Source organism: Sinorhizobium glycinis (genome assembly GCF_001651865.1).
Lineage (GTDB): Bacteria > Pseudomonadota > Alphaproteobacteria > Rhizobiales > Rhizobiaceae > Sinorhizobium > Sinorhizobium glycinis.
Genome location: NZ_LPUX01000053.1, coordinates 1,046,438 through 1,061,270, shown reverse-complemented (window position 1 = coordinate 1,061,270; position 14,833 = coordinate 1,046,438). Strand labels below are relative to the sequence as shown.

The 14,833-nt window shown below is 62.8% G+C and carries 12 protein-coding genes and 1 tRNA gene; 7 read left to right on the top strand and 6 right to left on the bottom strand.

Features of this window, described 5'->3' with window-relative positions; all coding sequences use genetic code 11:
• Positions 1-130: 130 nt before the first annotated feature.
• From AU381_RS09785 to rpmH, 5 genes are all read right to left on the bottom strand, one after another.
• The gene (locus AU381_RS09785; protein ID WP_064241514.1) at positions 131-670 is read right to left on the bottom strand and encodes a DUF1269 domain-containing protein; all 540 of its coding nucleotides are present in this window, start codon (positions 668-670) and stop codon (positions 131-133) included.
• A gap of 227 nt (positions 671-897) precedes the next feature.
• Entirely contained in the window at positions 898-1,548 is a 651-nt protein-coding gene (yihA, locus tag AU381_RS09780) for a ribosome biogenesis GTP-binding protein YihA/YsxC (RefSeq protein ID WP_064241513.1), read from the bottom strand.
• Between the two features lie 152 nt (positions 1,549-1,700).
• On the bottom strand, positions 1,701-3,485 hold the full coding sequence (gene yidC / locus AU381_RS09775) for a membrane protein insertase YidC (RefSeq protein WP_174552525.1): 1,785 nt from the start codon (positions 3,483-3,485) through the stop codon (positions 1,701-1,703).
• Positions 3,485-3,883 (bottom strand): ribonuclease P protein component, encoded by a 399-nt coding sequence (gene rnpA, locus AU381_RS28390; protein WP_162273412.1) that lies wholly within the window; start codon positions 3,881-3,883, stop codon positions 3,485-3,487. Before rnpA ends, yidC begins: the two co-directional genes overlap by 1 nt.
• A 20-nt stretch (positions 3,884-3,903) precedes the next feature.
• Positions 3,904-4,038: a 50S ribosomal protein L34 gene (rpmH, locus tag AU381_RS28385; RefSeq protein ID WP_077068067.1), complete on the bottom strand. Its 135-nt coding sequence runs from the start codon at positions 4,036-4,038 to the stop codon at positions 3,904-3,906.
• A gap of 331 nt (positions 4,039-4,369) precedes the next feature.
• Between rpmH and AU381_RS09770 the strand changes: the two genes are divergently transcribed.
• From AU381_RS09770 to AU381_RS09750, 5 genes are all read left to right on the top strand, one after another.
• Positions 4,370-6,367: a methyl-accepting chemotaxis protein gene (locus AU381_RS09770; protein ID WP_064241511.1), complete on the top strand. Its 1,998-nt coding sequence runs from the start codon at positions 4,370-4,372 to the stop codon at positions 6,365-6,367.
• 188 nt (positions 6,368-6,555) lie between these two features.
• Positions 6,556-7,353 carry a TVP38/TMEM64 family protein gene (locus AU381_RS09765; RefSeq protein ID WP_064241510.1) on the top strand — a complete coding sequence of 266 codons (798 nt, stop codon included), beginning with the start codon at positions 6,556-6,558 and terminating at the stop codon, positions 7,351-7,353.
• 19 nt (positions 7,354-7,372) lie between these two features.
• A complete protein-coding gene (locus tag AU381_RS09760) occupies positions 7,373-8,797 on the top strand; it encodes a dihydrolipoyl dehydrogenase family protein (RefSeq protein WP_064241509.1) in 1,425 nt (474 codons plus the stop codon).
• A 22-nt stretch (positions 8,798-8,819) separates the two neighbouring features.
• The gene (locus tag AU381_RS09755; protein ID WP_064241508.1) at positions 8,820-10,301 is read left to right on the top strand and encodes a sensor histidine kinase; all 1,482 of its coding nucleotides are present in this window, start codon (positions 8,820-8,822) and stop codon (positions 10,299-10,301) included.
• A 142-nt stretch (positions 10,302-10,443) separates the two neighbouring features.
• A tRNA-Arg gene (locus tag AU381_RS09750) sits at positions 10,444-10,520 on the top strand.
• Between the two features lie 149 nt (positions 10,521-10,669).
• Here the strand turns inward: AU381_RS09750 and AU381_RS09745 are convergent.
• Positions 10,670-12,979: an amylo-alpha-1,6-glucosidase gene (locus tag AU381_RS09745; RefSeq protein WP_064241507.1), complete on the bottom strand. Its 2,310-nt coding sequence runs from the start codon at positions 12,977-12,979 to the stop codon at positions 10,670-10,672.
• Positions 12,980-13,136: 157 nt separating this feature from the next.
• Between AU381_RS09745 and AU381_RS09740 the strand changes: the two genes are divergently transcribed.
• Positions 13,137-13,661, top strand: coding sequence for a hypothetical protein (locus AU381_RS09740; RefSeq protein ID WP_064241506.1), 525 nt, complete (start codon positions 13,137-13,139; stop codon positions 13,659-13,661).
• Between the two features lie 81 nt (positions 13,662-13,742).
• Complete coding sequence (locus tag AU381_RS09735; RefSeq protein ID WP_082909751.1) at positions 13,743-14,780, top strand: SDR family oxidoreductase; 1,038 nt, start codon at positions 13,743-13,745, stop codon at positions 14,778-14,780.
• Positions 14,781-14,833: the final 53 nt, after the last annotated feature.

Genomic DNA, 14,833 nt, shown 5'->3' with positions numbered 1-14,833 from the left:
GCGAGGGGATGCCAACCTAATGCATGTCCCCCAAAAGTGTGCAGCGGTTTTGGGATGACGGCATCCATGAAACAAAGACCTAAAGCGCGCCGCGTGAATACGTTTGAACGCCACGCGCTTTAGCAGCAGATCAAAACGTCCCGGCTTGCGGCGAGGGCGTCTGCACATCGGAAAGGGCGGCCTGGAGCTTCTGCTCCTGCTCCGGGGAGAGGGAGGTCTTCAGCACACGGCCGCGAAGTCCCGACAACTCGGCGAGCACCTTTTCCGGCTGCACCTTGCGCACCAGGATGAAGAGGGCGGAAGAGTTGTTCGGAATCGTGCTGCCGAGCGACTTGATGAAATCGTCGTCGATGCCGTAATCGGCAAGCGAACCGGAGAGGGCTCCGGCCCCTGCGCCGATCGCGCCGCCGATCGCGAAACCTGCGAGCGGGTTCAGGAAAAGCAACCCGACCAGTCCGCCCCAGAGCGAGCCTGACAGGAGGCCCGAGGCCGCACCGACAGTTGGGAGATTGATGCTCTGTTTCAGATGCACCTTGCCCTCGGCATCGCGCACCACGACGACCGCGTCTTCCAGATCGATCAGATATTCCTTCTTCAGGCTATGGAGCTTCAGGAGGACGCGGTCGGCCTCCTCCGGCGTGTCGAAACCAATGACAATCAAGTCGGACATCTCTCTCTCCTCTGACACTGCAGCGCAATGCGTCTTCCAGGCGCACAAAGGTCGCTGCAGCACTTTTGAATGCTGCATGTCTCCTTGGGTTGCGGCCCAGGGAAACATGCAGGGCGACGAGCGCCTGTCGTCGCCAGCGAGGAAGATAGAGCGGCTGAATTCGCCGGGTAGTGAGTTGCGGCAGATGTGTATGGCAGCGCAGGCGACCGGTGCTGCGCATGACGGTTTTAGCGCAGGACGGCCTGTTCGATTGCTGAGCGCAGATCTTCGATCCCGGCGCCCTTTTCCGAGGACGTCGACAACACCTCCGGATAGGCGGCCGGCCGCTTCTTGATCTTGTCGAGCGTTTCGGCGATCAGCCGCGGCACGCCGGCGGCCTTGATCTTGTCGGTCTTGGTGAGCACGATCTGGTAGGAGACCGCCGCCTTGTCGAGGAGCGACAGCACTTCCTCGTCGTTCTTCTTGATGCCATGGCGGGCGTCGATCAGCACATAGACGCGCTTCAGCGTCGAGCGGCCGCGCAGATAATCGAAGACGAGCTTCGTCCAGGCATCGACCTGCTCCTTCGGCGCCTGGGCGTAGCCGTAGCCGGGCATGTCGACGAGCGCCATCGGCGGCAGATCGTCGGCCTCGCCGGAATAGCCGTCCGGCACGAAATAGTTGAGTTCCTGGGTGCGCCCGGGCGTATTGGAGGTACGGGCGAGGCCCTTGTGGCCGACGAGGGCGTTGATCAGCGACGACTTGCCGACATTGGAACGGCCGGCAAAGGCGACCTCCGTCGGCCCCTCCGGCGGCAGGAACTTCATCGCCGGCACGCCGCGGATGAAGATCCACGGCCGGCCGAAGACACTGGCGTTCTGATTGTTCTTCCCCGACATGTTCTGACGTTCCTCTTTGCCGCGCCGGCATCCGGCTTTTGAGACTGCTTGTCAAGCGCGGCCGCGCCCGCTGCCCTGACGCCCCGCCGTACGTGAAAGAAAAAGCCCCGGACTTTTCGATCCGGGGCCGCGGAGCAAAAGTTGGGTGCCGGCTATTCCGCCGGCTTGGGTTTCTTGGCGAACATCCCCTTCAGATTGTCGAAGAGTTCGATCTTCACGCCCTGGCGCTTCATGATGATCGACTGCTGGGCAATCGACAGGGTGTTGTTCCAGGCCCAGTAGATCACCAGGCCCGCCGGGAAGGACGCCAGCATGAAGGTGAAGACCAGCGGCATCCAGGTGAACAGCATCGCCTGGGTCGGGTCCGGCGGCGTCGGGTTCATGCGCATCTGCAGGAACATGGTGATGCCCATGACGATCGGCCAGATGCCGAGATGCAGGAAGGCCGGACCATCGAACGGCAGCAGGCCGAAGAGGTTGACGATCGTCGTCGGATCGGGGGCGGAGAGGTCACGGATCCAGCCGAAGAACGGCGCGTGGCGCATCTCGATGGTGACGTAGATGACCTTGTAGAGCGCGAAGAACACCGGGATCTGGATGAGAATCGGCCAGCAGCCCGCCAGCGGATTGATCTTCTCGTCCTTGTAAAGCTGCATCATCGCCTGCTGCAGTCCCATGCGGTCGTCGCCGAACTTCTTCTTCAGTTCCTCCATTTTGGGCTGGACCTTCTTCATGTTCGCCATCGAAGCATATTGCTTGTTGGCGAGCGGGAAGAAGATCAGCTTGACGACGATCGTGGTGATGAGGATCGCGATGCCGAAATTGCCGAACAGACGGAAGAAAAAGTCCATCATTTTGAACATCGGCTTGGTGATGAAGTAGAACCAGCCCCAGTCGATCAGCTTGTCGAAATTTGGGATGGCATAAGCTACTTCATAGTTGTCGACGACCGGGACTTCCTTCGCGCCGGCGAAAACGAGGTTCTTGACTTCCGCAGACTGGCCCGGCGCGACGGTGATGGCATCGCTCTTGTAATCGCTCTGATAGCGCGGGCGACCGTCGGCGAAGTGAGAGAAGCGGATGTCGAAGGGCGTCTCCTGCGGCGGGACGATCGTCGCGGCCCAGTACTTGTCGGTGATGCCGAGCCAGCCGCCCGTCGATTTGCCCGGTTCGACCGGCTGGTCGTCCTCGACCTTCGAATAGCCGACCTCCTGAAGGCCGTTTTCGCCCGCCACGCCGATGAAGCCCTCGTGTAGCACGTAGATGCTCGGCGTCGTCGGCTTGTTGAAGCGCGTCACACGGCCATAGGAGGAAAGCGAGACCGGCGCGGCGCCCTCGTTCTTGATGCTGTCGACGACCTGGAACATATAGCGATCGTCGACGGAGATGGTCCGGGCGAAGGTGATGCCCTTGTCGTTCGTGTAGGTGAGCGTGACCGGCGTTGCAGGCGTCAGCTTGTCGCCGCCCGAAAGCGTCCAGACGGTCTGCGGGCCAGGTACGGAGCCGGTCGCGTCGCTGCCGATATAGCCGATCTCGGTGAAATAGCCGTCCGCGGTCTCCGCCGGGCTGAAGAGGGTGATGACCGGGCTCTTCGGATCGACCGTCTCGCGGTAGCCCTTGAGCTTCAGGTCGTCGAAGCGTGCGCCGGTCAGGTTGATGGAACCGGAAAGCGCCGGCGTGTCGATCGCGACGCGTGCAGACTTGGCCACGGCCTGGTCTCGGCTTTCGCCGGCGCCCGGGATTGCGCCGCCGGGAAGTGCCTGGCCCGGCGCCGCCTGCTGGCCGCCCTGCTGGGGCTGCGCCTGCTGCGTCTGCTGGGCTTTTTCCGCAGCGATCCGGTCCTTTTCCATCCGTGGATTGACATAGAAGAACTGCCAAGCGACGAGGATCAGCACCGAGAGCGCTATCGCCACGAAATAATTGCGGTTGTTTTCCATCATGGTTTCCTGGAACCGGCCGGGGGCCGCTTCGGTTTCGGCTTGTTTTCGATGCGCTCCCGTAGCGCCCGGGTCAATGCGTTAAAAGGTGCATTCAGGAGATCGCGTCGGGCGACAATCACATAGTCGTGTCCGGGTTTCATTGCAAACCCGGCGGAAAGCCGCACGGCTTCCTTGAGGCGTCGGCGCATCCGGTTTCGCTCAACCGCGCTGCCGTGCTTTTTGGTAACGGTGAAGCCGACGCGGGCTTCGCCTTCCGGATCGTTCCGGTCAAGAACTTCGAGGAGAAATAGCGGGCCTTTGCGGCTTTCTCCAGCCCTGACCGCCAAAAACTGCGGACGGCTTTTCAGCCGTCCGACAGTGGTCTTGTCTTTTTCTGACGTCATGTGCCCAAACAATGCTTTCGGGCAGCTTCGGCTCAGGCCGAAAGACGCTTGCGGCCACGAGCCCGGCGGGCTGCGAGAACCTTGCGGCCACCCTTGGTGGACATACGTGCACGGAAGCCGTGACGGCGCTTGCGGACAAGCTTGGACGGTTGGTAGGTACGCTTCATTTATTTAAATACCGCGGTGTGCGGCCCTTCTTGAGTTTGCAAATTGCAAGAGCGTTTACGTTACCGGACACAGCTTCGCCTTCGGGCGGCTTGACCGGACGTGCGCGGCTTATAAGGACAAATGTCCGGCAAAGTCAATTCCCGCCATGTCCTTCCCGCGAAGCGAGCCCGGCCGGAGGGGCAGTTCCGGCGGAGCCGATGTCTCACCCGGTCCATTTTCCGCGAAAACGTCAGGGCTTTTTTAACCGAAGATATTTTAGAATTTACTAATGCGTGTAGGCCGCGTGCCTGTGCCCGTAAAGGGTGAGCGGCGCGGAAGGGGGAGCAGGAAATGAGAATTCGCGGAAAGATATACTTGATCGTCGGCATCATGAGCCTGCTGGCGATCGCCATCACCGGCATGTCGTTGCTGATCGTGTCCAAATACAGCGACGAACTTGAACAACTCCAGAACGCGTCCGAACGAAGCTTCAAGGGCGAGCGGCTCAACCGCCTGGTGACGGCCGTGGTGATGGAATCGCGCGGGGTCTATGCAGCGCCGACAATCGAGAAGGCCACGCCTTTCGCTGAGGGTATCATCAAGAACCTCGACAAGATCGACGCGCTGTTGAAGGACTGGCGCCCGCTGGTGCCGGCAGACAGGCTGCCGGAATTCGACGCGGTGGCCAAGCGCGCCGAGGAATTCAAGCTGTTCCGCACCGAAACGGCCCGCCTCGGCCGGGAGGTCTCGCCGCAGGCCGCCAACGAGCAGGGCAACAACGAGGCCAACCGTGCCAACCGCAAGGCCTTCCAGGCGGAGATTGACGTGGTCGTCGATGCCGACCGGGAATCCCTCCAGGCCATCACCGAAGAGATCGCCGCCTTCGAAAGCACGATCGTCCTCATCGTCCTCAGCATTGCCGGCCTCGGCATGGCTGCCGGCATCGGCGCGGCCTTCTATATCGGCACCAACCATCTCAGCCGCCCAATCGTCGACCTGACCGGCAGGATGAAGGTCCTGGCCGGCGGCGATCTCTCGGTCGACGTGCCCTTTGCCGGGCGCAAGGACGAGATCGGGGACATGGCGGCGGCCGTCGAGGTCTTCAAGCAGAACGGACTTGCGGTGCGCGAGCTCAATGCCCAGGAAGCGGCGCTGCGTGAAAAGAGCGCCGAACTGCAGTCGAGCATCGGCGTCGTCGTCGCGGCCGCGGCCGCCGGCGACTTCACACAGCGTATCGGCAAGGATTACGACAACGACGATCTGAACCGCTTCGCCGCCAGCGTCAACGAACTCGTCGGCAGCGTCGACAGCGGGATTGCCGAAACGCGGCGGGTGATCGCGAGTCTGGCGGCAGGCGATCTGACGCAGAGCATGGATGGCCGCTTCCAGGGCGCCTTCGCCGAACTGCAGAAGAACGTCAACGAGACCTTCTCGACCCTGCAGAAGACCATACGCGAGGTGCGCTCGGCAACGGATTCGATCAACGGCAACGCGTCCGAACTGCGCTCGGCCGCCGACGACCTGTCGAAGCGGACCGAGCAGCAGGCCGCCTCGCTGGAGGAGACCTCGGCTGCCCTCGACGAGATCACCGCGGCGGTGCGCAGTTCGACCGAGCGGGCCCACGAGGCGACGCTCATGGTGACCGAAGCGAAGGAAAACGCCGCCGAATCCGCCTCCGTGGTGCGCAACGCCATCGAGGCGATGGGGCGCATCGAGCAGGCCTCGAGCGAGATCGGCCAGATCACCAACGTCATCGACGAGATCGCCTTCCAGACGAACCTGCTGGCGCTGAATGCGGGCGTCGAGGCCGCCCGTGCCGGCGACGCCGGCAAGGGTTTCGCGGTCGTCGCGCAGGAGGTGCGCGAACTCGCCCAGCGTGCCGCCAGCGCCGCCAAGGACATCAAGGCGCTGATCTCGAAATCCGGCAGCGAGGTGGCGACCGGCGTCAAGCTCGTGCAGGCGACGGGTGCTGCGCTCGGCGAGATCGAGACGCGCGTTCTGAAAATCAACGATCACATCCATTCGATCGCGATCGCCGCACGCGAGCAGTCGACGGGGCTCGGCGAGGTGAGCACCGCCGTCAACCAGATGGATCAGGTGACGCAGCGCAATGCCGCCATGGTCGAGGAGGCAAATGCGGCGACGCACAAGCTCTCAGCCGAAGCTAACGGTCTCGCTACCCTCATCACCTATTTCAAGGTCGACCACGAGCCGGCGCATGCGATCACGCCCGCCAGGGAGACGAGCCGCCCCGTCGCATCGCCCGCCCGCCGCATGATGGGAACGGTCGCCCGCGCCTTCGGCGGCGGCTCGGTGGCTGCCGTCCGCAGCGATTGGGAAGAGTTCTGAGCCCGAGACAAAATCGAGCAGATCAACAAGCCCGCCGGCCGCCGCCGGCGGGCTTCCTATTCTCACGGCAACGTGAGTTGTCATGGCCGGCCGTTCACGCTCTCGTTTAAGGACGCGACCATTCTTTACTGGTCGGCCGGCTGGAGTCCTTCTAAGTCAAGGAATTAAGTCACGCGAAAGCGAAGTTCATGAGCCATGGTGTCAGCAACGGGGCGGAAGAAGAAAGAGCCCTGAGCGTTCGCCTGGGCCGGAAGGACGGCGTTTTCGGAGGTGCCCGGTCGCGCTGGCGGGCCTTGCCGCTTGCGCTGCTGCTTGCGGGCGGAGTGGTCGCCTATGCCCTCGGACTGCAGAACTATGTTTCGCTGTCAGAGCTCGTCCGTCATCAGGAAGCGCTGAGCCTCCATGTCGACGCCTATCCCGTCCGTTCCGCCCTGGCATTCTTTGCTGTCTATGTCGCGGCCGTGGTCTTCTCGATCCCCGCGGCATCGGTGCTGACGATTTCTGCCGGATTTCTGTTCGGCCCCTTCCTCGGCGGCGCGATCACGGTACTCGCGGCTACCTTGGGAGCAAGCCTCCTGTTTCTCGCGGCGCGCGGCGTCCTCGGCGATCTCCTGCGACGGCGTGCCGGACGCTTTTTGGAGCGCCTCGCCGAAGGGTTCCGGCGCAATGCCTTCCTTTACCTGCTGGTCTTGCGGCTGGCGCCGGTCTTTCCGTTCTTCGTCGTCAACATCGCGCCGGCCTTTTTCGACGTGAAGCTGCGTACCTACGTCGCCGCCACTCTCATCGGCATCGTTCCGGCGACTTTTGCCTATGCGTGGCTCGGCTGCGAACTCGATGACGTGATCGCCCGCGCTGGCGAGAGCGGTCACGCGCTGGCGCTTTCGGATTTTGCAACGAAGGAAATTTCGCTGGTCCTTCTGGTGCTGGCGCTGTTTGCGGCATTGCCTCTCGCCTACAGGCTTATAAAGTCACGTCGACAAGGCTGACGACGAGAAGGCGCGCGGCGTGGGCAAGATACTCAAACCGGACATTTGCGTGATCGGCGGCGGTGCGGCCGGCCTGTCGGTCGCCGCCGGTGCGGCCGCCTTCGGCGTTCCCGTCGTTCTCGTCGAACAGGGCAAGATGGGCGGCGATTGCCTGAACTATGGCTGCGTGCCGTCGAAGGCGTTGATCGCGGCGGCAAGGCAGGCGCAGGCGATGCGCCAGGCAGGCGCGTTCGGCCTGGTGGCGGCAGAGCCGTTCATTGACGGTGAAAGGCTTCGGGCTCGCATTCGCTCGGTGATCGAGGGTATTGCGCCGCATGACTCCGTCGAGCGCTTTTCGGGCCTCGGCGTCGAGGTCATCCAGGAAACGGCCCGCTTCATCGACGACCGGACGGTCGCCGCCGGCGATCATCTCATTCGCGCCAGGCGCTTCGTCATCGCCACCGGCTCCTCGCCAGCCATTCCGTCGATCGCCGGCCTGGCCGAGACGCCTCACCTTACCAACGAAACGCTGTTCGAGTTCAAGCATGTGCCCCGGCACCTCCTTATCGTCGGCGCCGGGCCGTTCGGCCTTGAGATGGCCCAGGCCTATTGCCGGCTGGGAACCCGCGTCACGGTCGTCGAGAAGGCCGATGCGCTTTCGAGGGAAGATCCGGAACTGAAGACGATCGTCCTCGACGCCGTCCGAGCCGAAGGCACGACTCTCCACGAACGCACCGTCATTCGTTCGGTCGAACGCGCTGGCGATGGGGTCCTGCTGCATTGCGAGCATGAAAGCGGGCCGCTCGGCATCGAAGGAAGCGATCTGTTGCTGGCCACGGGCCGCGCTGCCAATCATGCGGCGCTGAACCTCGGCGCCGCCGGCATTCGTCACGATGCCGGGCAGATTCACGTCGGCGCGGACCTGCGCACGAGCAACCGCCGCGTCTATGTTGTCGGCGACGCGGCGGGCGGCCTGCAGTTCACGCATGCGGCGAACTACCACGCCAGGCTCGTCCTGCAGCAAATCCTCTTCCGCCTGCCGGCCCGCGAAATCCGGGATATCGTCCCCCGGGTCACCTTCACGGACCCGGAAATTGCCCAGGTCGGCCCGACCGAGGACGAGGCGCGCGCAAGCTTCGGCGCGATCGAGCTGGTCCGCTCGGATATGTCAGGAAGCGATCGGGCCCGAACCGACGGCCTGGGGCGCGGGATGGTCAAGGTCGTGGTCGGCCGAGGCGGGCGGATTCTCGGCGCCGGTATTGCCGGCGCAGGTGCAGGCGAGATGATCAACCTCTGGGCCTTCGCCGTTGCCAACCGGCTGACGCTCAAGCATTTTCGCGACTATGTCGCGCCCTATCCCACCCTTTCCGAGATTGGAAAACAGGCGGCGATCTCCTATTATTCTCCAATGGCGCGAAATCGCTTCGTTCGTTCTGCGATCCGCATCTTGCGGCGTTTCGGCTGAGGGCAGGGAATAGTCACAGGTCATGGTAGAAGACGCACGTCCGGCCAATGAGAGTGCGCCGCCGCGAGCGGCCGTCGGATTTCTGCGCGGGCTTTCCGGCAAGCTTCTGCTGCTGACGATAGTCTTCGTCATGCTGGCGGAAGTGCTGATCTTCGTGCCCTCCGTCGCAAACATGCGTATCCGCTGGCTCGAGGACCGGCTGAACACCGTGGCTGCCGCCGCCGTGGTCGTCGATGGGCTTCAGAACATCGAGCTGCCCCGCGCCGTGCAGCGCGAGACCCTGATGGCCACCGGCACCAAGGCGATCGTCATCCGCCGCAAGGATGCCTCGCGCATGATCGCGACGGTCGACATGCCGCCCGCGATCGACGGCGAATACGACATCGCCAACTTCACGGCGCTCGGCGCCATCCGCGACGCTTTCGATACGCTGCTTTTCGGCGGCAAGCGCGTCATGCGCGTCTATGGGCCGCTCGGCGAGAGCGATGCGACGATCGAACTTGTGATGAAGGATGGGAGCCTGCGCAATGCCATGCTCGTCTACTCGCGCAACGTGTTCCTGTTGTCGATCGTCATTTCGCTGATCACCGCGGCGCTGATCTTCCTCGCCATCAACCGCATGCTGATCGTGCCGATCAAGCGCTTGACGGCGAGCATGCAGGAATTTTCCGACGAGCCTTCCAGTCCGGAACGCGTCCTGGTGCCGCCGAAAGGCGGCGACGAGCTGGCGGTCGCCGGCCAGCACCTCGCCAGCATGCAGCGCGAACTGCAGAAGACCTTGAAGCAGCAGAAAAGCCTCGCCGAGCTCGGCCTTGCCGTTTCGAAGATCAACCACGACATGCGCAACATCCTGTCCTCGGCGCAGCTGATCTCCGACCGGCTTTCCGATGTCGACGACCCGGTGGTCAAGCGCTTCGCGCCGACGCTGCTCAGGACCATCGACCGAGCCGTCGGCTACACGCAGGAGGTGCTCTCCTACGGGCGGACGGCCGAGGCCGAACCGCGCCGCCGCTTCGTGGCGCTCCGCCCGCTTGTCCAGGATGTCGGCGAGCTCCTGGCGGTCGACCGCCAGAGCGGCATCGAATTCGATGTCCAGATCCGCGACGACATCATGGTCGATGCGGACGGCGAGCAGCTTTTCCGCGTCGTCCACAACATCTGCCGCAATGCCGTCCAGGCACTGACGAACCACCAGCCCGAAGACGGTCGCCCGAGGATGATTTCCGTCTCCGCCGTCCGGACGGGCAGCGTGGTGACGATCTCGATCGAAGATACCGGCCCGGGCATGCCGGCCAAGGCGCGCGAAAATCTTTTCACCGCCTTCCGCGGTTCGGCGCGCTCCGGCGGCACGGGGCTCGGCCTTGCGATCGCCCGCGAACTGGTACTCGCCCATGGCGGCACCATCGCGCTCGTCGAAAAGCCGACCCCCGGCACGCTGTTTCGCATCGAGCTGCCGGACCGCCCGGTGCGGCTCGATGCCTTCCGCGCCAAGGGGCGCAGCTGATCCTCCTTGCGGCGGTTGTTGCCACAAAGCGGCCTTTCACCGTCGTCCGCAAAAAAGAAGTTTTTTGCCGAAAGGCGCTTGCAATCCCCGAAAGGACGCTTTAGAGGATCGCCACGCAAGCGGTGGTCATCGCTTCAGGCACGCACCCGTAGCTCAGCTGGATAGAGCACCAGACTACGAATCTGGGGGTCAGGAGTTCGAATCTCTTCGGGTGCGCCATCTTTTCCTATGTCGATTTCCACGCTATTTTGCCTTTAGGGCAGGATCGTTGACCTATTTCGTGCGACAAGATTTCTCCTGTCGCCGGAGCTTGAGTCAGGCGTATCTCGGGAGAGCACCCAAGCAGCGGTCGCCAAGCTGCACCCACTTCAGTGGCCCGGCGCCAGACTTGCGAGAGCGTCTTTGGCGCGCTCCCAGTAGGTTGCCGTGAGCGACCAGGGGCTCGGCTGCCGAAGCACGTGCAGAGAGCCGCGTTTATCCAGCACCTGATAGCCGCTTCGGCCGTTGGCCTTGCGGAAAAAGCGGATGGTAACGGTCGCATTCGCAACATGCAGATTGGAAAGCGTGATCTCGGGCAGCCAGGCCGGAAGCCACGGGTCGATGAACAAGACCCGCAAAGGGGCGAAGGGCTGGAGCCCCAGCATGGCCTGGAGCAACGTATAGGGGGTGGTCGCCGACCACGCCTGCGGCGAATTGGCGGTCGGATACACCGCGGGAAACGGATGGTCCTCGTCCCGCTGATGCCCGGCAATACATTCCGGCAACCGACAAAAATCAAAAAGCGCGGCGGTTTCGAACTGCGAACGGCATATCCGTTCGACATAGTCATGACATCCGTAGCGATAGGCGCCAATCGCAAATGGGCCGTGCTCCACCGGCCAGACGGTACCGCGATGGTAGGAATAGGGATTGAAGGCCGGATGCAGCGACGAGAGCGTCCGCACGCCCCAGCCGGTGAACATGTCCTCGGCAAAAAGCCGCTCAAGGGTGCGAGCGACAAGGGCAGTATCGGCAATGCCCGTGGCGACGCAGTGCAGAGCATTGGAGCCAATCGATCCGACCTGGCGCTTGTCCGGATCGAGGGCCATTGCAAAGAAGCCCTCGTTCTCCATCCAGAAGGCATCGTTGAAGCGTTTCTTGAGTTCCCTGGCCGCTTTGTACAGGTGCTTAGCCTCGTCTCCCCGGTCGAACCACCACAAGACTTCTGCAAGGTTCATCATGGCGGCGTAGACGATTCCCTGTTCTTCGCAGGTGGCAACCGGCTTCGGCACCTGTGATCCGTCCTCGTAGACAATCGCATCGCTGGAGTCCTTCCAGGCCTGATTTTCAAGCCCGAGTTCCGAGCGCGTCTTGTATCCGCAGAAGCGGTCGTGATCTTCATCGCAGGACTCGTCCAGCCACTTGAGAGCGGCGATTGCCGGGTCGAGGTAAGGCTTGACGAAGGCCTTGTCGCCCGTCCAGTGCCACAGCTGCGCCACGACGAAGGGGTAGAAGCCGGACGTCGTGATCGAACCATAATAGCGGCCCTTCGGGGTATGGTTGAGGGTGGCAAGCGGGCCGGTGTGGGCTTCGTGCAGCATTCGCCCCGGCTCCTCGTCCCGCCAGTCGTTCATCTCCTTTCCCTGCAGCCTTGTGAGCACAGGCAAGGTCCCTTGCATGATATCGCTCGTCACGGGTGCTGCCTCCCAGGCCGCAGTGAGTGTGTCTCGACCGAACAGCGCGATGTAGGTCGGCAGGCCCGCCGCAACCGTCCAGGCTCGTTCGGCGGTATCGAGATCGTGGAGCCGCAAAGCGTCGAGATCACGTTTGCCTTGTTCGAGCGTCCCGATCACCACATTCGACAGAGTCATGCTCTCGGGGGTGGCAAAGCGTGTGGCCTCGCTCATGAACACTTGCGACGAGCGGTCATAGTCATTTGCTCGCGGCTGAAACGACCCGCAGCTGTAGATCGGGTGCAGATCGCGACCGTCCATCACCGGAACAAAGTCAATGCAACAATGCCAATGCTGACGAGGGGCGAGGTTGATCCGGAAAACGATCCGCTGATCTTCATGTCGTGGCCGCGTGGTCGCGTTCGAAAAGCGAACTCTGAGCCCGCGGTGGATCGAGGCTGTGCCCTTCTCGCCCTGATGGTCGTACGGTTGATGGGCTTCATAGTCGAACCTGAGCTCGGCAGCTTCTTCGCCTTCGCTCCAGCTGCAGCTTAGCTGTCCAACCTGCTTGCGGTTGCCGTGGGTTTCGTCCTGATCGGCGAAATCGGCGTCCAGCTCGAGTTCGAGTGCGAAGCTGACGCCTTCTTGCGTGAAGTTCTCCAGATCGACATCCTCGTGCAGCCCTTCGCCGACATAGCGCGACAGCCGCAGCTCGATCGTTTCCTGGGCTATTTCCGAAACTTTCGGATGACGAGTGTATGCCTTCGGGGGCGGAGCGATGTAATAGCCAAGCCAGGAGTGCTGTGCCACGTTGGAAACAGAAACAGCGTGTGGCGGACGCCCGTCGATCAGATATCGATAGCGGGATAAAAGCCTGGTCTGATGAACGAACAGTCCCTTGTCGGGCCCTTGGGCGAGAAAGCCGTCGCGGTCCGTTGCCAGGACGGTGCGGCCCTTGCTTACATAGATGGTTTCCGGACGTGCCCGCAGGCGAATGAGGCTGTGGTCGGGTCGTTCAAGGGGCATATCGGCGGCTCCACACCTGCAGGATATTACGCCGGGTGATGCGCGAGAAATTTCGAGCGTTCAATTTCCCGTGTATCCACCCGGCAGGCGGGAACAGCCGGCCGGTTCGGCCCGTTCTTCTTGAGCGGAAATTTGCGCCCGAAAGGGAGTGACAGCCATGGCCTATCGGGAATACATCCACACACCAGTGACACCGCGCGACATGCGGTGGGGTCTTCGGCAGGGCGCCATCGCCGGCATGGTCGCGGGCATCGTCTTTGCCGCCTTCGAAATGATCGCCAGCGCGTCGATGATGGGTGCGGAGGCGTTTTTCATGCCCCTGCGCATGATCGGCGCCATCGCGCTCGGTCCGGCGGCACTCGATGCTGGTTATTCGCTCGTCACGGCGGGCATCGCCGGCGTCGTCGTGCATTTCGTCCTTGCGATCATCTACGGGATTATCTTCGGTGAAATCGCAGCAATGCTGCGAGGCGCCGTTGCCTTCATCGGAGCAGGCAGCCTGTTCGGGCTCGCCCTCTGGCTGATCAACTTCTATGTGATCGCGCCGGCCTTGTTCCCCTGGTTCCTGGAATCGAGTCCGCTGGTACAGTTCATCGCCCATACCTTCTTCTTCGGATCTGTGCTCGGCTACTACCTGTGGAAGTCGCACCAGAGGAGCGGGTTGGAAGAACCGATGGTTTAGTCGCGCATCGGTGCATCCGCCGGGACGGGACGCGCAGCCGGCAATGAAGCTGACTCGGCTTGGGAGCGTCCAGGAGTAAAATTGCTTCAACCCCTGCACCATCCCCAACTATCAGGGCGGACGGTAGCCGTAACGGGAGCGTCCGCCGGCGTCGGACGGGCAACCGCTGTTGCCCTTGCGGAAAGGGGCGCGAAGGTCTGCCTGATTGCCCGGAAAAGTCAGGGCCTGCTTGATGCTACGGCCGAAGCGCAGTCCAGGGGCGCGAAAGCAATTGCCGTTGCGGCAGATGTGGCAGATGCCAGCGCCGTGTTCGCTGCCGCCGACGAATGTGAGCGGCGCCTCGGGCCGATCGATATCTGGATCAACAACGCGATGGCCACCGTGTTTTCGCCGGTGGCGGAGATCTCTGCGGAAGAGGTCCGGCGCGTAACGGAAGTGACCTACCTCGGATATGTCCACGGCACGATGGCTGCCCTCGGCGTAACGCGTCCCCGTAATCGGGGAGTAATCGTCCAGGTAGGCTCTGCGCTGGCGTATCGCGGCATTCCGCTTCAGGCCGCCTATTGCGGCGCGAAGCATGCCATCCGCGGCTTCACAGATTCCCTCCGCGCCGAACTCATTCACGAAGGGAGCAAGATCGCGCTGACCGCTGTCCACTTGCCTGCGGTGAACACGCCGCAATTCGATTGGGCACGTGCGCACGTGGACAGGCAGCCGAGGCCGGTCGCACCGGTCTACCGGCCGGAGGTGGCGGCAGCCGCTATCGTTCGTGCAGCACTCCACCCGAAGCGCGAATACTGGCTCGGGAACCGTACATCGTTGATCATTCTGGGCAATATTGTTGCGCCCTCGATGCTGGACCGGCTCCTGGCGCGAACGGCGATCGAGGCACAGCAGACCGACCAGCCGGCCAATCCGGGCCGCCGAGACAATCTCTTCGCGCCTGTCGGGGGACTGCACCGGATCGACGGGACTTTTGGATCGGAAGCAGGCGCAGATGCAACTGCCGTTTCGGAGCCTCTGGCCAGAATCGCCGCCGTGATCGGCGGGGCGCTGATCGCCGCAGCCTTGGGCGCATTTATCGGGCGCGCCTGGCGCCACCGACGGGGCCGGCGCTGAAACCACGGTGCTGTGCCTCAAATCGCAGCCGATTTTAGGTACAAGCAGCGGGG